This is a genomic window from Xanthomonas sp. SHU 199, assembly GCF_000364665.1.
Taxonomy (GTDB): domain Bacteria; phylum Pseudomonadota; class Gammaproteobacteria; order Xanthomonadales; family Xanthomonadaceae; genus Xanthomonas_A; species Xanthomonas_A sontii.
In genome coordinates, this window is sequence record NZ_AQOI01000077.1 from 17,155 (window position 1) to 33,430 (window position 16,276).

Sequence of the window (16,276 nt, forward strand, 5' to 3'; positions counted from 1 at the left end):
TCGCATCGTGTTGCGCCCCGCCGCCGCGGGGATGAAACGGGGATCCGCCTCGCGCATGCCGGGATGCGCGCGGCGGCGACGCGTCGTCTTATTGACGGATCGCGTCCTGGAACGACATCGCCTGCTCGGTGTGCTGGGCGCGCTCGGCGATCCAGTCGATCACCTGCTCTTCCATCACACGGCTCTGCAGTCCCCCCATCAATTGGGGATCGTTGCGGTACATCTCAATGACCTGCTCGGGCTCTTCGTAGGTCGAGGCGATCAGGCGCAGCGTCTCCGAGACCCGCTTCGGGTCCAGGCGCAGTTCGTTGCGGCGGGCGACCTCGCCGACCAGCAGGCCGACCAGCACGCGCTTGCGCGCGGCGTCCATGAAGCCCTGGTGGGCGTCGTCCGGCACCTGGCCCGGGTCGCGGCCCGAACGGCGCATCTGCTCGACCTGCTGCGCCAGCATGGCGCGCGCCTCGTTCTCGACCAGGCGCGGCGGCATTTCGACCGAGGCGTAGGCGGCGATCAGCTGCTCGCCGACTTCGCGACGCAGGCGGTTCATCAGCGCGCCCTTGAGCTCGCGTTCGAGGTTGATGCGGATGTCCTTGCGGAACTGCTCGGCATCGCCGCTCTTGACGCCGAAGCTCTTGATGAACTCCTTATCCACGTCCGGCAGCACCGGCGCGGCCACGTCGACCGCCTTCACATGGACCTGGACCTGCTTGCCGGCGAACTGCGGCACGCGCCAGTCGGCCGGGAAGTCGACGGTCAGGGTCTTCTCTTCGTCCTTGGACAGGCCGACCAGGCCCTGCTCGATCGCCGGGAACATGACGCCCGAGCCGATCACGCTGCTGCCCTTCTCCACGCCCTCGGCCGGCAGGCGCTCGTCGCCGACCTGCGACCAGGTCTCCAGGGTCACCAGGTCGCCATCCTGCGCCGGACGCGCGGCCGGCTGCCAGGTACGACGCTGCAGGCGCAGGTTCTCGATCATCTGCTCGATGTCGGCGTCGGTGACCTCGGCGGTGTGGCGGATCACCTGCAGCGTCGAGACGTCGATGGCGCCGAAGTCCGGCACCACTTCGAAGGTGGCCACGAACTGCAGTTCGTTGTCGCCGGCACGGTCGATGCGCGGGTTGCCGGCCAGGCGCAGTTCGTGCTCGCGCACGGCCGAGTCGAAGGTCTCGCGCAGCAGGCCGTCCAGCGCCTCGGCGCGGATCTGCGGCCCGAAGCGCTGCTCGATCACCTTGGCCGGAATCTTGCCCGGACGGAAGCCCTTGATCCGCGCGGTGCGCGCGACTTCGCGCAGGCGGCCGCCGACATGGGTTTCCAGGCGATCCTCCGGCAGGGTGAAGGTCAGACGCCGTTCCAGGGTACCGGTGGTTTCGATCGAAGCTTGCATGTGGACTCCTGCCACCGGGAGCCCACGGCTCTCGGCACGATGTAGAAAAGTACGGGTTGGCGCGGGCACGGGACAGCCGCCGCAGCCGGATAGTTTCGCCTATTCCCGCGGCGCCTGCCAGCGCAGGGCCGGGAGGCCGCCGTGGCGACGCCGAACCCGCCATCGCCACAAGGGGCCATCGAGGGCTGGATGGTGCGAAAGAGGGGACTCGAACCCCTACGCCTTGCGGCACTGGTACCTAAAACCAGGGCGTCTACCAATTCCGCCACTTTCGCGCTGCGGCGCCGGAAGGCGCCTGCCGGCACATTGTTGCAGGCCGGCCGGCAAAGAAAAAGGCACCTGCCGGAGCAGGTGCCTTTCGTTTTGGTGGGCCGTCAAGGATTCGAACCTTGGACCTATTGATTAAGAGTCAACTGCTCTACCAACTGAGCTAACGGCCCTGAAACTGAGTCGCACATTCTATGTGCTTTTTTGCTTCGTTGCAACACCCCGCGAAGCATCGGGTCACGCGATCAATGGGGTGGCTGAGGGGACTCGAACCCCCGACATCTGGAATCACAATCCAGTACTCTAACCAACTGAGCTACAGCCACCATTGAAACCTTGCATCTCCTGCCCGGCACCATGTGGCGCGCCCGACAGGAATCGAACCTGTAACCGCCGGCTTAGAAGGCCGGCGCTCTATCCAGTTGAGCTACGGGCGCCCTGGCTGGATTGTCGCATTCCTTTCCGCTGTTGGACATCGGATTGGTCGGGGTAGAGGGATTCGAACCCCCGACATCCTGCTCCCAAAGCAGGCGCGCTACCAGACTGCGCTATACCCCGGCGGAACATCCCTCGCGGCCAAGGCCGGAAAGGTCGGCTATTGTGGGAAGCTTGCGGCCCGCTGTCAACGTCGCATGCACGCAACATCGCCTGCGCTATGCTCACGGCTTGCCATCGGCATTGGCCGAGAGCCATTTTGAAGGAGAAAACAGCATGCTTCGCAGCGGCAACCCCGCCCTGAAGGAATCCACCTTCCTCGATCTGCACAGCGGCAACGTGGTCTCGCCCGGCAGCGGCACGGTCGTCGCGCGCGACAGCGGTGCGATGACCCTGAACGGCACCGCCAACAAGACCGGCATCCTGTTGATGCTGACAGCGCTCACCGCCGTATTCGCTTGGAGCCAGTCGGTTTCGATCGATGCCGCGGGCAACGCGATGATCGCTCCTGGCGTGGCCGGCTACGCGCTGGGCGGCCTGATCGGCGGCTTCATCCTGGCCCTGATCACGATCTTCAAGAAGGAATGGTCGCCGATCACCGCGCCGCTGTACGCGCTGGTGGAAGGCTTTTTCCTGGGATCGATCTCGGCGATGTACGAAGTGCGCTTCAACGGCATCGTGCTGCAGGCCGTGCTGCTGACCTTCGGCACCCTGTTCGCGATGCTGTTCGCCTACCGCAGCGGCATGATCAAGGCCACCGAGAACTTCAAGCTGGGCGTGGTCGCGGCCACCGGCGGCATCGCGCTGGTGTACCTGGCCACGATGGTGCTTGGCTTCTTCAACATCCAGATCCCCTACATCCACGCCTCCGGCACGGTCGGCATCCTGTTCAGCCTGTTCGTGGTGGTGGTGGCGGCGCTGAACCTGGTACTGGACTTCGACTTCATCGAGAGCGGCGTCGAACAGGGCGCCCCCAAGTACATGGAGTGGTACGGCGCGTTCGGCCTGATGGTGACGCTGGTGTGGCTGTACCTGGAGTTCCTGCGCCTGCTGTCGAAGCTGCAGTCGCGGAATTGAAGCCGGGAGTCGGGAATCGGGATTGGGGAATCGTAAAAGCGAACTCCCCTTGATCGATGAGCGAGCTTGGCTTCAGACAAGTTTCCGAGCAAAAGAAAGGGCGCCCTGGGGCGCCCTTCCTTTTTTCTGCGATCTTCCGGACGCTTAGAGGCGGCTGGCGATGGCCTTGGCGAAGCCCATGGTGTTGCCGCTGCCGCCCAGGTCCGGGGTCAGACCGTCCTTGGCTTCCAGCGTGGCGACGATGGCGTTGCGCAGGCGCTCGGCGTTCTGCGGCTGGCCGATATGGTCCAGCAGCTGCGCCGCGCCCAGCAGCAGCGCGCACGGGTTGGCCTTGCCCTGCCCGGCGATGTCCGGGGCCGAGCCGTGCACGGCTTCGAAGATCGCCGCGTCCACGCCGATGTTGGCGCCCGGGGCCAGGCCCAGGCCGCCGACCAGGCCGGCGCACAGGTCCGACAGGATGTCGCCGAACAGGTTGGTGGTGACGATGATGTCGAACTGCTCCGGGCGCATCACCAACTGCATGCAGGCGTTGTCGACGATCATTTCCTGGAATTCGATCTCCGGGTAGTTCGCCGCCACGTCGCGCGCCACCTTCAGGAACAGGCCCGAGGTGGACTTGATGATGTTGGCCTTGTGCACCGCGGTGACCTTCTTGCGGCCGGTCGCGCGGGCCAGGTCGAAGGCGTAGCGGACGATGCGCTCGGAGCCCTTGCGGGTCACCTTGGCCATCGACAGCGCGGTCTCGCCGTCGGCGGACACTTCCTGGCCTTCGCTCAGGTAGGCGCCTTCGGTGTTCTCGCGCACGGTGATCAGGTCCACGCCGGCGCCGAAGCGCGACTTGGTGTTCGGGAACGACTTGGCCGGACGCACGTTGGCGTACAGGTCGAACTGGCGGCGCATGGCCACGTTGATCGAGCTGAAGCCCTCGCCCACCGGCGTGGTCAGCGGGCTCTTCAGCGCCACCTTGTTCTTGCGGATCGACTCCAGCGTGGCGGCCGGCAGCAGGTCGCCGTGCTTCTCCAGCGCCACCAGGCCCGCATCGGCGTATTCGTAGGTGAGGCCGGCGTTCAGCGCGTCGAGCACGAACAGCGTGGCGTCCATGATCTCCGGGCCGATGCCATCGCCACGGATGACCGTGATTGTCTGCGTCATAGGGTTGCGGTTTCCGTACAAGAGGGGGGAGCGCCGCCCGGGAACCGGGGCTGCAGGCGCAAGGAGGTTTCAGCGGTAATTATGCCCGAAGCCGGTGAAGGCGCCCAAAACCGGACGGCCTCCGGCGCAGGCGCCGGTGGCCATCGGGGCAGCCCGAAGCGGCTCAGTCGTGCGCGTGCTGCGCCGGGGCGGCGGCCTCGCCGGCCTCCAGCGTGTCGAGGAAGTCCACGGCGCGGCGCAGGTGCGGGATCACGATGGAACCGCCGACCACCAGGCCCACCGAGAACGTCTCGAAGAACTCCTCGCGGCTGACCCCGGCCTCCTTGCACTGGGCCACGTGGTAGCTGATGCAGTCGTCGCAGCGCAGCACCAGCGAGGCGACCAGGCCGAGCAGTTCCTTGGTCTTCACGTCCAGCGCGCCGGCCTGGTAGGTCTGGGTGTCCAGCGCGAAGAAGCGCCGCACCACCTGGTTCGGCTCGGCCAGGATGCGCTGGTTCATGCGCTGGCGGAACTCGGTGAACGCGCGGACCCGGTCCTCCCCGGAGGCGCCGCCCTCGCCCGTCGCAGCGCCGCTCATGCCTGCGCCTCGGGGGCGTGGCCATCGAGCAGCGGCTCCAGCTTGCCGGCGCGGTGCAGCGCCATCATGTCGTCGTAGCCGCCGACGTGGACGTCGCCAACGAAGATCTGCGGCACGCTGGTGCGCCGCGCCAGCGCGACCATCTTCTCGCGCTCGGCCGGGTCCAGGTCGATCCGCACCTCGTTCCAGGTGCGGCCCTTGCTCTTGAGGAAGTTCTTGGCCGCCACGCAGTACGGGCAGATCGCGGTGGAATAGAGGGTGATCGGCGGGCCGCCGGCGTGGCCGGTGTCGGCAGTTGGGTTGTCCACGGGAAACTCCGGGCGGTGTAGAAGGTCCAAGCCACTATGGTAGCGGCCGGGTGGATTTTCGAGGCCGCTGCCGCAACACTGCGAATCATCCCGGATTCACCGTCGTCCCGGCCGCCACCCGGCGTCCGCCTGCCCCCTGGAGCCTGTCTTGCGCCTGCTGCCGCTCGCCTTCGCGATCACCCTGGCCACCGCCTGCGCCGTGGCGCCGGCCCAGGAGAACAAGCTGCCGGACATCGGCTCCTCGGCCGGCGAGCTGCTGACCCCGGCGCGCCAGGCCGAGTACGGCAAGATGATGCTGGCCGAGCTGCGCAGCTACGGCTACGTGCTGGAGGACCCGCTGATCGACGACTGGCTGCAGACCATGGGCACCCGGCTCGGCGCCAACAGCGACCAGCCGCAGCAGAAGTTCACCTTCTTCATGCTGCGCGACCGCCAGATCAACGCCTTCGCCACCCTCGGCGGCTACGTGGCGGTCAACGCCGGGTTGGTACTGACCGCCGAGCGCGAGGACGAGGTGGCCGCGGTGCTGTCGCACGAGATCGCCCACGTCACCCAGCAGCACGTGCTGCGCGGGGTCGAGCGGGCGCAGCGCGACCAGATCCCGATCCTGCTCGGCATGCTCGCCGCGGTGGTCGCGGCGCAGCAGGCCGGCGGGCGCTCCAGCGGCGACGCCACCCAGGCGGCGATCGCCAGCGGCCTGGGGCTGATGCAGCAGCGGCAGATCGACTACACCCGCTCCAACGAATCGGAGGCCGACCGCCTGGGCATTCGCACCCTGGCGCGCAGCGGCTACGACGTCGACGCGATGGCCGGCTTCTTCGAGCGCATGTCGCTGGCGATGCGCGGCAACCAGGGCGGCTACAGCACCCCGGACTTCCTGATGACCCACCCGGTCACCACCACCCGCATCAGCGAGGCCCGCGAGCGCGCCGAGCAGATGAAGAAGAACACCCTGACCCTGACCACCAGCGTGCCCGGCGGCACCCTGAAGGAGCGGGTCGATCCGAACGACGTGTCGCTGAGCCAGCCGCTGGGCGCGCCCAGCAACCCGCTGCTGCCCGGCGGCCTGCAACTGCCGTTCGCCAACTACGCGCGCGGCCCCAGCGGCCAGTTCGAATGGGCCCGCGAGCGGCTGCGGGTGTTCAGCGCCAACACCCCGGCCGATGCGATCCGCGAGTATGAAGGCCTGCGCCAGGGCAGCAAACAGGGCCTGAGCGATGCCCAGCGCTATGGCCTGGCGCTGGCCCGGCTGCGTGCCGGCGGCAGTGCGCAGGAGGTCGCGCAGACGCTGGAAAGCCTGCTGCAGGCGCACCCGGACAACTGGTGGCTGACCGTGGCGGTGGCCGAGGCCGAGGCCAAGGCCGGCCGCAACCAGGCCGCCGACCAGCGCTTCGAGGCGCTGGTCAAGCGCATGCCCAGCAACCGGGCAGTGGCGCTGAGCTATGCGACCGCCCTCAACGAACAGGGCGGCCGCCAGGCCGGCCAGCGCGCCCAGGCGGTGCTGCGGCCGCTGCTCGGGGCCGCCGCGGAGGATCCGGTGTTCCAGCGCACCTTCGCCCGTGCCTGCGAACTGGCCGGCGACGACACCCGGGCCGGCGAGGCGTATGCCGAGGCGGCCTACCTGAACGGGCATCCGGAGCAGGCCCTGATCCAGCTGAGCAACCTGAAGAAGCGCAGCGACCTGGACTACGTGGCACGCGCGCGCATCGACGCCCGCATCGCCGCGATCACCCCGACGGTGCTGGAACTGCGCCGCCAGGGCGTGCAGGACCCGGACATGCAACGGCGCTGAAACGCGCCCGTGTCAGCCGTCACTCAAACGTAATAAAACCGTAGTCTACTGGCGACCTTCCTCCCCAGTTCCACGGTGCCGTTGTGCAGAAACGCATCCTGATCGTCGACGACGAGCCGGCCATCCGCGACATGGTCGCGTTCGCCCTGCGCAAGGGCGACTTCGAGCCGGTGCACGCCGGCGATGCCCGCGAAGCGCAGACCTCGATCGCCGACCGGGTCCCGGACCTGATCCTGCTGGACTGGATGCTGCCCGGCACCAGCGGCCTGGAACTGGCCCGGCGCTGGCGCAAGGATGCGATGACCCGCGAAGTGCCGATCATCATGCTCACCGCCCGCGGCGAGGAGAACGACCGCGTCGGCGGCCTGGAGGCCGGCGTCGACGACTACGTGGTCAAGCCGTTCTCGGCACGCGAGCTGCTGGCGCGGATCCGCGCGGTGATGCGCCGCACCCGCGAGGACGACGAGGACGGCAGCGTCTCGGTCGGCAGCCTGCGCATCGACGGCGCCGCGCACCGGGTGTTCGCCGGCGAGGCGCCGGTGCCGATCGGCCCGACCGAGTACCGCCTGCTGCACTTCTTCATGACCCACCCCGAGCGCGTCTACAGCCGCGCGCAGTTGCTCGATCACGTCTGGGGCGGCAGCGTCTACGTGGAAGAGCGCACCATCGACGTGCACATCCGCCGCCTGCGCAAGACGCTGGAGCCGTTCTCGGTGGAAAACATGGTGCAGACCGTCCGCGGTTCCGGCTATCGCTTCTCTGCGTCCATCTGACCGCCGCCTTCGCCTGCTATAACGGCGGACGGATCACGATCCTTTGCGACAGAGTGCGTTCCCGATGCCCCGCCACATCCGCTCCGCCTGGTTGAAGACCCTCGGCACGCTCGCCGGCCTGCTGTTGCTGGCGTTGCTGATCGGCTGGATCGGCGGCCATGTGTGGATGGCACTGACCCTGATGTCGCTGGGGGTGATGGGCTGGCACTACTGGCGGCTGCGGCGGGTGCTGCGGCGGCTGACCGCGCGCCAGCGCTGGGAGCCGCCGGCCGGCACCGGCGTGTGGAACGAACTGGACCGGCTGCTGTACCGCAGCCAGGCGGAAATGCGCGTGCGCAAGCGGCGCCTGCTGGACATGCTGCGCGCCTACCGCGCCGCCGCCGCGGCACTGCCGGACGCGGTGGTGGTGGTGGACCGCAACAGCCAGCGCATCCAGTGGTTCAACGAGGCGGCCGGCACCCTGCTCGGCCTGCGCCACCCCGGCGACCTCGGCGCGCCGGTGGTGGAGCGGCTGCAGCCGATGCCGCTGGCGCACTGGCTCAGCGGCGGCCGCAACGCCGAGCCGATGCTGGACATGCCCTCCCCGGTCGACGACCGCCTGCGCCTGAACCTGCGCCTGATTCCCTACTCCGACGACCACTGGCTGCTGGTCGCGCGCGACGTCAGCAAGCTGCTGCAACTCGAGCAGGTGCGCCGCGATTTCGTCGCCAACGTCTCGCACGAGTTGCGCACGCCGCTGACCGTGGTCCACGGCTACCTGGACATGCTCGACCCGGAGGACTTCCCGGATTCGGGGCCGATGATCGCCGAGATGCGCAAGCAGTCGCAGCGCATGACCCAACTGGTCGAGGACCTGCTGACCCTGTCGCGGCTGGAATCGCAGGAACACGCCAACGAGGAGTCGATCGCGATGGCGCCGATGCTGGCCACGCTGCGCCGCGAGGCCGAGGCGCACAGCCAGGGCCGGCACCGCATCGAGGTCCACGACGAGGCCGATTGCGACCTGGTCGGCTCCAACAAGGAACTGCACAGCGCCTTCTCCAACCTGGTCACCAACGCGGTGCGCTATACCGCGGCCGGCGGCACCATCCGCATCACCTTCGCCCGCGAGGGCGATGGCGCGGTGCTGGCGGTGCGCGACAGCGGCTACGGCATTCCCGCGCATCACCTGCCGCGGATCACCGAGCGCTTCTACCGCGTCTCCAGCAGCCGCTCGCGCGAGAGCGGCGGCACCGGCCTGGGCCTGTCGATCGTCAAGCACGTGCTCGGCCTGCACCAGGCGCGGCTGGAGATCGAGAGCGAAGTCGGCAAGGGCAGCACCTTCTCCTGCCACTTCGGCGCCGGGCGCGTGCATCCGCGGCACGACCATGCCACCCTGACCTCCGCCTAACGAGAGACACCATGCCCCGCCGCGCCCCTGCCCTGCCGCCCACGCCGCCCCCGGACATTCCCAGCGACCCGCTGCGCGACCCCGCGCTGTACATCAACCGCGAGCTGTCGCAACTGGACTTCAACTTCCGGGTGCTGGCGCAGGCGCAGGATCCGCAGGTGCCGTTGCTGGAGCGGCTGCGTTTCCTGTGCATCTCCTGCACCAACCTCGACGAGTTCTTCGAGATCCGCGCCGCCACCGTGCGCCACGCGCAGGAATTCGGGCTGCCGCCGGCACCGGACGGGATGAGCCCCAACGCCATCCTCACCTCGATCCACGACCGCGCCGCGCAACTGGTCGACCAGCAGTACCGCTGCTGGAACGAGGTGCTGCGCCCGGCGCTGAAGGACGCCGGCATCGGCGTGCTCGGCCGGCATTCCTGGAACGCGCGGCAGAAGCGCTGGCTGCGCGCCTACTTCCGCAACGAGATCATGCCGGTGCTGTCGCCGCTGGGCCTGGACCCGGCGCACCCGTTCCCGAAGATCCTCAACAAGTCGCTGAACATCGTGGTGGTACTCAAGGGCACCGACGCGTTCGGCCGCGTCGGCCACCTGGCGATCGTGCGCGCGCCGCGCTCGCTGCCGCGCATCATCCAGTTGCCGGAAAGCCTGGCCGAGGGCGGCCAGAGCTTCGTGTTCCTGTCCTCGGTGCTGTCCACCTTCGTCGACGAGCTGTTCCCGGGCATGGAGGTGATGGGCTCCTACCAGTTCCGCGTCACCCGCAACTCGGAACTGGTGGTGGACGAGGAGGAAGTGGAGAACCTGGCGCTGGCGCTGCGCGACGAACTGGTCAACCGCGGCTACCGGCCGGCGGTGCGGCTGGAGATCGCCGAGGACTGCCCGAAATCGATCGTGCGCACCCTGCTGCAGAACTTCGAACTGCCGGAGAACGCGGTCTACCGGATCAACGGCCCGGTCAACCTGAGCCGGGTCAACCAGGTCTACGACCTGGTGCAGCGCCCGGACCTGAAGTATCCGGCGATGAATCCGCGCACCCTGCGCGACAGCGAAGGCATCTTCGAGATCGCCGCCGCCGGCGACGTGCTGCTGCACCACCCGTTCGACGCCTTCACCGCGGTGCTGGACCTGATCAAGCAGGCCGCGATCGACCCCAACGTGCTGGCGATCAAGCAGACCCTGTACCGCACCGGCAAGGACTCGGCGATCGTCGATGCGCTGGTGCTGGCCGCGCGCAACGGCAAGGACGTCACCGTGGTGGTGGAACTGCGCGCGCGCTTCGATGAAGAGGCCAACCTGGGCCTGGCCGACCGCCTGCAGGAAGCCGGCGTGCAGGTGGTGTACGGCGTGGTCGGCTACAAGACCCACGCCAAGATGCTGCTGATCGTGCGCCGCGAGGGCCGCAAGCTGCGCCGCTACGTGCACCTGGGCACCGGCAACTACCACAGCGGCACCGCGCGCGCCTACACCGACCTGAGCCTGATCACCGCCGACGTGGACATCGGCAACGACGTGCACCTGCTGTTCCAGCAGTTGTCCGGGCTGGCGCCGAAGATCCGCCTCAAGCGCCTGCTGCAATCGCCCTTCACCCTGCACCCGGGCGTGCTGCACCGGATCGAGCGCGAGACCAAGCTGGCGCATGCCGGCCGCCCGGGCCGCATCATCGCCAAGATGAACGCGCTCAACGAGCCGCAGGTGATCCGCGCGCTGTACGCGGCCTCGCAGGCCGGGGTCAAGATCGACCTGATCGTGCGCGGCGCCTGCACCCTGCGCCCGGGCGTGCCGGGCGTCTCCGACAACATCCGGGTGCGCTCGATCGTCGGCCGCTTCCTCGAGCACAGCCGGGTCTACTGGTTCGGCAACGACGGTGCGCCGGAACTGTTCTGCGCCAGCGCCGACTGGCTGGAACGCAACCTGCTGCGGCGCGTGGAGACCGGCTTCCCGATCCTGGATCCGGACCTGGTCAAGCGCATCCACCGCGAGGTGCTGCAGAACTACCTGGCCGACAATCTCAACGCCTGGGAACTGGACGCCGACGGCAACTACCGCAAGCTGGCCCCGGGCCAGGACCAGCCGCCGCATTCGGCGCAGCTGGCCCTGCTCGACGGGCTCTGAGCACACCGCGGCGCAGCGCCAACGGCGCGCGCCGCGCATCGGCTACCATTCCGCCATGCCTGCCACCTCCCCCACTCATCCGCCGCTGCGCGACGGCGACCTGCTGGCCGCCATCGACCTGGGTTCCAACAGCTTCCACATGGTCATCGCCCGCTACCAGCTCGGGCAGTTGCGGGTGGTGGACCGCCTGCGCGAGACCGTGCGCATGGCCGACGGCCTGGACAACAAGGGCGGACTGTCCACCGAGGCGCGACAGCGCGCGCTGGAATGCCTGGCGCGCTTCGGCCAGCGCCTCCGCGACCTGCCCTCGCTGCGGGTGCGCGCGCTGGCCACCAACACCGTGCGCCAGCTGCGCTCGCCGCAGACCTTCCTGATTCCCGGCGAAACCGCGCTCGGCCATCCGATCGAAGTGGTCAGCGGCCGCGAGGAAGCGCGCCTGATCTACCTCGGCGTGGCCCATGCGCAGCCGCCCAAGCCGGACGAACGCCGCCTGGTGATCGACATCGGCGGCGGCTCTACCGAGTTCATCATCGGCAGCGGCTTCCAGACCCTGGAACGCGAGAGCCTGCAGGCCGGCTGCATCGCCAGCACGCGGCGCTTCTTCCCGGGCGGCAAGCTGTCCAAGAAGAAGTGGAAGGACGCGCTGACCGAGATCGGCGCCGAGTTCCAGCAGTTCGCCGGGCAGTACCGTGCGCTGGGCTGGCACGAGGCGCTGGGCTCGTCGGGCACGCACAAGGCGATCGGCGAGATCTGCGCGGCGATGAAGCTGACCAAGGGCGCGATCACCGCCGAGGCGCTGCCGCAGTTGCGCGACCGCCTGCTGCTGGCCAAGCGCATCGAGGACATCGACCTGCCCGGCCTGTCCGCCGACCGCCGGCCGATCATCGCCGGCGGCGTGCTGGTGCTGGAGGCGGCATTCCAGGCCCTGGGCCTGCAACGGCTGATGGTGAGCAAGGCGGCCATGCGCGAAGGCATCCTCTACGACATGCTCGGCCGCGGCGGCGAGAACGATCCGCGCGAAACCGCGATCGCCGCGCTGACCCAGCGCTACGGCATCGACGAGGCGCAGGCCGCGCGCGTGGAGCACACCGCGATGGCGCTGTTCGAGCAGGTCGCCGGCGACTGGGCGCTGGATGCCGACGACGCGCGCATGCTCGGCTGGGCCGCGCGCCTGCACGAGCTCGGCCAGGCCATCGCGCACAGCCAGTACCACGTGCACGGCGCCTACGTGCTGGAGCACTCGGACATCGCCGGCTTCTCGCGGCAGGAGCAGCAGGTGTTGGCCACGCTGGTGCGCACGCACCGCCGCAACGTGTCCAAGACCGCGTTCGACGCACTGCCCGACCGCCTGCTGCTCAGCGCCAAGCGCAAGGCCGCGCTGCTGCGCCTGGCGGTGCTGCTGCACCGCGCGCACGAAGCCGACCCGATCCCGGCGCTGGAACTGAAGGCCGACGGCGCCAACCTGCACCTGATCCTGTCGCAGCCGTGGATCGAGTCGCGGCCGTTGCAGCGTGCCGACCTGATCGGCGAGGTCGAGGGCATGGCCGGGTTGGGGATCAATTTCCGCCCGTTTGTGGCTTGAAGGCTGGGATTCGGGATTCGGGATTCGGGATTCGGGATTCGGGACGGCAGCATGCTGTCCGCGGTCAAATCGCGGTCAAGCGATTTGATGAAAAAAGTGCGGGTTTTTGAAAGAAAAGCCGCCCTCCCTGAAGCCGCGACACCGCGGCTTTTTGTGGGAGGGGCTTCAGCCCCGACGCCTTACCGATACCGCGTCGGGGCTGAAGCCCCTCCCACAGAAAAGCGGCACGGCGACGCACTTGCGAAAAACCCCCAATCCCGAATCCCCAATCCCGGCTTTTAGCGTCATCGTTCCTACATGCGCTGGACATGTTCGCTTCACTGCATTGCGCGAGGCTTTGTCAAACCGGAGCCCCCGCATGCGCTACGCGATCGTCACCGAGACGTATCCCCCTGAGGTCAACGGCGTCGCGCTGACCGTGCAGGGGCTGGAACTGGGGCTGCGCGCGCGCGGCCATACCGTCGACGTGGTGCGTCCGCGCCAGGCCGGCGACGCCGACCCGGCGGATCTGCGGCTGGTACGCGGTGCGGCGCTGCCGCGCTACCCCGGACTGAAGTTCGGCCTGCCCGCGCCGCGGCGCCTGACCAAGCTGTGGCAGGCGGCGCCGCCGGATGCGGTGTACATCGCCACCGAGGGCCCGCTGGGCTGGTCGGCGCTGCGCAGCGCGCGGCGCCTGGGCATTCCGATCGCCACCGGCTTCCACACCCGCTTCGACGAGTACCTGCCGCAGTACGGCGCGGCCTGGCTGCAGTCGACCGCGCTGCGCTGGATGCGGCGCTTCCACAACCAGGCCCAGGCGACCCTGGTCCCGACCCGCGAACTGCGCGACTTCCTCGCCACCCAGGGTTTCGAGCGGGTGCGCCTGCTGGCGCGCGCGGTGGACAGCAAGCAGTTCGAGCCGCAGCGCCGCGATCCGCAGTTGCGCGCGCAGTGGGGCCTGCAGGACGACGACTGCGCGGTGCTCTACGTGGGCCGCATCGCCTCGGAGAAGAACCTGCCGCTGGCGGTGCGCGCTTTCCGCCAGTTGCAGCAGCAGCGTCCGCGGGCGCGCTTCGTCTGGGTCGGCGACGGTCCGCTGCGCGAGCGTCTGGCGCAGGAGAATCCCGACTTCATTTTCTGCGGCATCCAGCGCGGCGACGCGCTGGCGCGGCATTTCGCCAGCGGCGACCTGTTCCTGTTCCCCAGCCGCAGCGAGACCTTCGGCAACGTGACCCTGGAAGCGATGGCCAGTGGCGTCGCCACCGTCGCCTTCGACTACGGCGCGGCACGCGAATACCTGCGCGACGGCATCAATGGTGCGGCGGTGGCCGACGACGAGGCCTTCATCGCCGCCGCGCTGCGCCTGGGCAGCGACGACGCGCTGCGCCAGCGTCTCGGCGAGGCGGCCTGCGCGTCGATGCAGCAACTGCGCCCGGAGCGCGTGGTGGCCGATTTCGATGCCCTGCTCAACCAACTGGCGGACACCCGGAGGACACATGTCGACGCGGCTTGAGATCCTGCGCGGGCACGAGACCCGCTGGTGCCGGCGCGCCAACCACTGGTGCCGGCGGCGCTCGGTGCGACGCTTCTTCGCGGTGATCAGCCGCCTCGGCGACGGCGTGTTCTGGTACGCGCTGATGACCCTGCTGGTGCTGTGCGACGGCATGGATGGCGTGTTCGCCTCCGCGCACATGGCCGCCACCGGCGTGGTCGCGCTGAGCCTGTACAAGGGTCTGAAACGCTGGACCCGCCGCCCGCGTCCGTACGCCGCCGATATGCGCATCCGCGCCTGGGTGGCGCCGCTGGACGAGTTCAGCTTCCCCTCCGGCCACACGCTGCACGCGGTGTCCTTCGGCATCGTCGCCCTGGCCTACTATCCCTGGCTGGCGCCCCTGCTGGTGCCCTTCATCGCCTGCGTGGCGCTGTCGCGCGTGGTGCTGGGCCTGCACTACCCCAGCGACGTCCTCGCCGCCACCGGCATCGGCACGTTGTTGGCGGGCGTGTCGTTGTGGTTGGTATGAGGCTGGGAATGGGGAGTCGGGATGGCGTCCGGCCGTCCCAACGGTCAGTGTAGAAGCGCCAACGCCTGCACTCGCGGCTTCATCCAATCCCAAATCCCGAATCCCCAATCCCGGCCGTACTACAATGGCCAAATGACCACGCTGTTCATCTCCGACCTGCATCTGGACCCGGCACGGCCGGCGATCACCGCGCTGTTTCTCGACTTCCTGCGCGGGCAGGCGCGGCAGGCCGAGGCGTTGTACATCCTCGGCGACCTGTTCGAGGCCTGGATCGGCGACGACACGCCGTCCGAGGCGGCCGATGCGGTGGCGGTGGAGCTGCACGCGCTGCACGAGGCCGGGGTGCCGGTGTTCTTCATGCACGGCAACCGCGACTTCCTGCTCGGCGCCGACTACGCGCGGCGCGCCGGCCTGCGCCTGCTGCCCGATCCCTGCGTGATCGATCTGTACGGAGAGCCGACCCTGCTGCTGCACGGCGACCTGCTGTGCACCGACGACACCGCCTACCAGGCGTTCCGCGCGCAGACCCGCGACGCGGCCTTCCAGCAGCAGTTCCTGGCGCAGCCGCTGGCCGCGCGCATCGCCTACGCGCAACAGGCGCGCGCCGCCAGCCAGGCGCGCCAGGCCGAGTTGAAACAGGACGACAGCGCGCAGTTCGAGACCGTCACCGACGTGGCCCCGGCCGAAGTCGCCGCCACCTTCGCCCGCTACGGCGTGGCGCGGATGATCCATGGCCACACCCACCGGCCGGCGGTGCATGCGCTGGACGTGGAGGGCCGCGCCTGCACCCGCATCGTGCTCGGCGACTGGTACGAACAGGGTTCGGTGCTGCGCGTGGACGCGCAGGGCTGCCAACTGCAACAGCTCTAGCTCTAGCGCCAGCGTCCGGCGCGGCCGCGGGCAGCCCGGCGATGCGCACCCGGCACGTCGCGGCAACGCATTTCCCTGCGACCGCGGCGCGGCTGCAGAACGGCGCCGAATAGCGCTTCGGCCCCGGATTCCGCAGGGCCGCCGATGACGGCATCCCAGCGCACCGGGTCGTCTCCGCCCACCTCATGGCAATCCGCAATCAGGCCTGACAATCCGGGCCGCGACGTCGACACCGCCCACATCCGGGCCACCGTCCTCCACCCGCGTTTCCTGGCCGCGCAGCGCCGCGACCACGCGCGCGGCGTGGTGCGAAAATCCGCCTGTCAGGGCAAGCCGCCACCGGCTTGCTGCTGCCGCCATTGCGCGTATTCGACGAAGTCGCCGTCGACCACGTCGTACCACTGGATCGCACCGGAGCGCTCGACACGGAAGCGGTCGCGGACCGGCTCGGTCTGCGGGTCGCCCGGGCAGCCGTCGCCGTGCTTCTCGCGTACGGCGATCTCGATCGCCGCCGGCGCGGCGGCCTCGGGTGCGGCCGCCGCAGACGCTGCCGGGGAG

13 protein-coding genes, 5 tRNA genes and 1 pseudogene are annotated in these 16,276 nt (G+C 69.0%); 9 read left to right on the forward strand and 10 right to left on the reverse strand.

The window, feature by feature from the left end:
* Window positions 1-88: 88 nt before the first annotated feature.
* The 6 genes from tig to D183_RS0103875 form a co-directional block, all read right to left on the reverse strand.
* A complete protein-coding gene (gene tig, locus D183_RS0103850) occupies window positions 89-1,384 on the reverse strand; it encodes a trigger factor (RefSeq protein WP_017907832.1) in 1,296 nt (431 codons plus the stop codon).
* 190 nt (window positions 1,385-1,574) lie between these two features.
* Window positions 1,575-1,659, reverse strand: a tRNA-Leu gene (locus D183_RS0103855).
* An 89-nt stretch (window positions 1,660-1,748) separates the two neighbouring features.
* Window positions 1,749-1,824 (reverse strand) — tRNA-Lys (locus D183_RS0103860).
* A 76-nt stretch (window positions 1,825-1,900) separates the two neighbouring features.
* Window positions 1,901-1,977, reverse strand: a tRNA-His gene (locus D183_RS0103865).
* A 34-nt stretch (window positions 1,978-2,011) separates the two neighbouring features.
* Window positions 2,012-2,088 (reverse strand) — tRNA-Arg (locus D183_RS0103870).
* Window positions 2,089-2,132: 44 nt separating this feature from the next.
* Window positions 2,133-2,209: transfer RNA gene (locus D183_RS0103875), tRNA-Pro, on the reverse strand.
* A gap of 153 nt (window positions 2,210-2,362) precedes the next feature.
* Here D183_RS0103875 and D183_RS0103880 point away from each other — a divergent pair.
* Window positions 2,363-3,163, forward strand: coding sequence for a Bax inhibitor-1/YccA family protein (locus tag D183_RS0103880; RefSeq protein WP_017907833.1), 801 nt, complete (start codon window positions 2,363-2,365; stop codon window positions 3,161-3,163).
* Window positions 3,164-3,307: 144 nt separating this feature from the next.
* Here D183_RS0103880 and D183_RS0103885 read toward each other — a convergent pair whose 3' ends face one another.
* From D183_RS0103885 to grxC, 3 genes are all read right to left on the reverse strand, one after another.
* Window positions 3,308-4,315, reverse strand: a complete 1,008-nt coding sequence (locus D183_RS0103885; RefSeq protein WP_017907834.1) for an isocitrate dehydrogenase — start codon at window positions 4,313-4,315, stop codon at window positions 3,308-3,310.
* 163 nt (window positions 4,316-4,478) lie between these two features.
* Window positions 4,479-4,892, reverse strand: a complete 414-nt coding sequence (locus D183_RS0103890; RefSeq protein WP_017907835.1) for a carboxymuconolactone decarboxylase family protein — start codon at window positions 4,890-4,892, stop codon at window positions 4,479-4,481.
* The gene (grxC, locus tag D183_RS0103895) at window positions 4,889-5,200 is read right to left on the reverse strand and encodes a glutaredoxin 3 (protein ID WP_017907836.1); all 312 of its coding nucleotides are present in this window, start codon (window positions 5,198-5,200) and stop codon (window positions 4,889-4,891) included. Before grxC ends, D183_RS0103890 begins: the two co-directional genes overlap by 4 nt.
* Before the next feature lie 148 nt (window positions 5,201-5,348).
* On the opposite strand from grxC, the gene D183_RS0103900 reads away from it, so the two are divergent.
* The 8 genes from D183_RS0103900 (at window position 5,349) to lpxH (ending at window position 15,718) form a co-directional block, all read left to right on the forward strand.
* On the forward strand, window positions 5,349-6,992 hold the full coding sequence (locus D183_RS0103900; protein WP_017907837.1) for a M48 family metalloprotease: 1,644 nt from the start codon (window positions 5,349-5,351) through the stop codon (window positions 6,990-6,992).
* An 83-nt stretch (window positions 6,993-7,075) separates the two neighbouring features.
* A complete protein-coding gene (gene phoB, locus D183_RS0103905) occupies window positions 7,076-7,765 on the forward strand; it encodes a phosphate regulon transcriptional regulator PhoB (RefSeq protein WP_017907838.1) in 690 nt (229 codons plus the stop codon).
* Window positions 7,766-7,829: 64 nt separating this feature from the next.
* The gene (gene phoR / locus D183_RS0103910) at window positions 7,830-9,155 is read left to right on the forward strand and encodes a phosphate regulon sensor histidine kinase PhoR (RefSeq protein ID WP_017907839.1); all 1,326 of its coding nucleotides are present in this window, start codon (window positions 7,830-7,832) and stop codon (window positions 9,153-9,155) included.
* An 11-nt stretch (window positions 9,156-9,166) separates the two neighbouring features.
* Window positions 9,167-11,266, forward strand: a complete 2,100-nt coding sequence (gene ppk1 / locus D183_RS0103915; protein ID WP_017907840.1) for a polyphosphate kinase 1 — start codon at window positions 9,167-9,169, stop codon at window positions 11,264-11,266.
* Between the two features lie 55 nt (window positions 11,267-11,321).
* Window positions 11,322-12,848, forward strand: coding sequence for an exopolyphosphatase (gene ppx / locus D183_RS0103920; protein ID WP_017907841.1), 1,527 nt, complete (start codon window positions 11,322-11,324; stop codon window positions 12,846-12,848).
* 358 nt (window positions 12,849-13,206) lie between these two features.
* Window positions 13,207-14,340, forward strand: coding sequence for a glycosyltransferase family 4 protein (locus tag D183_RS0103925; RefSeq protein WP_017907842.1), 1,134 nt, complete (start codon window positions 13,207-13,209; stop codon window positions 14,338-14,340).
* Window positions 14,324-14,848 carry a phosphatase PAP2 family protein gene (locus D183_RS0103930; protein WP_017907843.1) on the forward strand — a complete coding sequence of 175 codons (525 nt, stop codon included), beginning with the start codon at window positions 14,324-14,326 and terminating at the stop codon, window positions 14,846-14,848. Before D183_RS0103925 ends, D183_RS0103930 begins: the two co-directional genes overlap by 17 nt.
* A 132-nt stretch (window positions 14,849-14,980) precedes the next feature.
* On the forward strand, window positions 14,981-15,718 hold the full coding sequence (lpxH, locus tag D183_RS0103935; protein ID WP_017907844.1) for a UDP-2,3-diacylglucosamine diphosphatase: 738 nt from the start codon (window positions 14,981-14,983) through the stop codon (window positions 15,716-15,718).
* A 323-nt stretch (window positions 15,719-16,041) separates the two neighbouring features.
* On the opposite strand, the pseudogene D183_RS23930 reads toward lpxH, so the two are convergent.
* A pseudogene (locus D183_RS23930) lies at window positions 16,042-16,276 on the reverse strand (hypothetical protein); the annotation flags it as partial.

What these genes read in the sequence shown, in the direction of transcription:
- ppk1 (WP_017907840.1), top strand. Translation starts at nt 9,167, where the DNA reads ATGCCCCGCCGCGCCCCTGCCCTGCCGCCCACGCCGCCCCCGGACATT.
- D183_RS0103880 (WP_017907833.1), top strand. Translation starts at nt 2,363, where the DNA reads ATGCTTCGCAGCGGCAACCCCGCCCTGAAGGAATCCACCTTCCTCGAT.
- D183_RS0103890 (WP_017907835.1), bottom strand. Translation starts at nt 4,892, where the DNA reads ATGAGCGGCGCTGCGACGGGCGAGGGCGGCGCCTCCGGGGAGGACCGG.
- lpxH (WP_017907844.1), top strand. Translation starts at nt 14,981, where the DNA reads ATGACCACGCTGTTCATCTCCGACCTGCATCTGGACCCGGCACGGCCG.
- D183_RS0103885 (WP_017907834.1), bottom strand. Translation starts at nt 4,315, where the DNA reads ATGACGCAGACAATCACGGTCATCCGTGGCGATGGCATCGGCCCGGAG.
- D183_RS0103925 (WP_017907842.1), top strand. Translation starts at nt 13,207, where the DNA reads ATGCGCTACGCGATCGTCACCGAGACGTATCCCCCTGAGGTCAACGGC.
- phoR (WP_017907839.1), top strand. Translation starts at nt 7,830, where the DNA reads ATGCCCCGCCACATCCGCTCCGCCTGGTTGAAGACCCTCGGCACGCTC.
- tig (WP_017907832.1), bottom strand. Translation starts at nt 1,384, where the DNA reads ATGCAAGCTTCGATCGAAACCACCGGTACCCTGGAACGGCGTCTGACC.
- D183_RS0103930 (WP_017907843.1), top strand. Translation starts at nt 14,324, where the DNA reads ATGTCGACGCGGCTTGAGATCCTGCGCGGGCACGAGACCCGCTGGTGC.
- ppx (WP_017907841.1), top strand. Translation starts at nt 11,322, where the DNA reads ATGCCTGCCACCTCCCCCACTCATCCGCCGCTGCGCGACGGCGACCTG.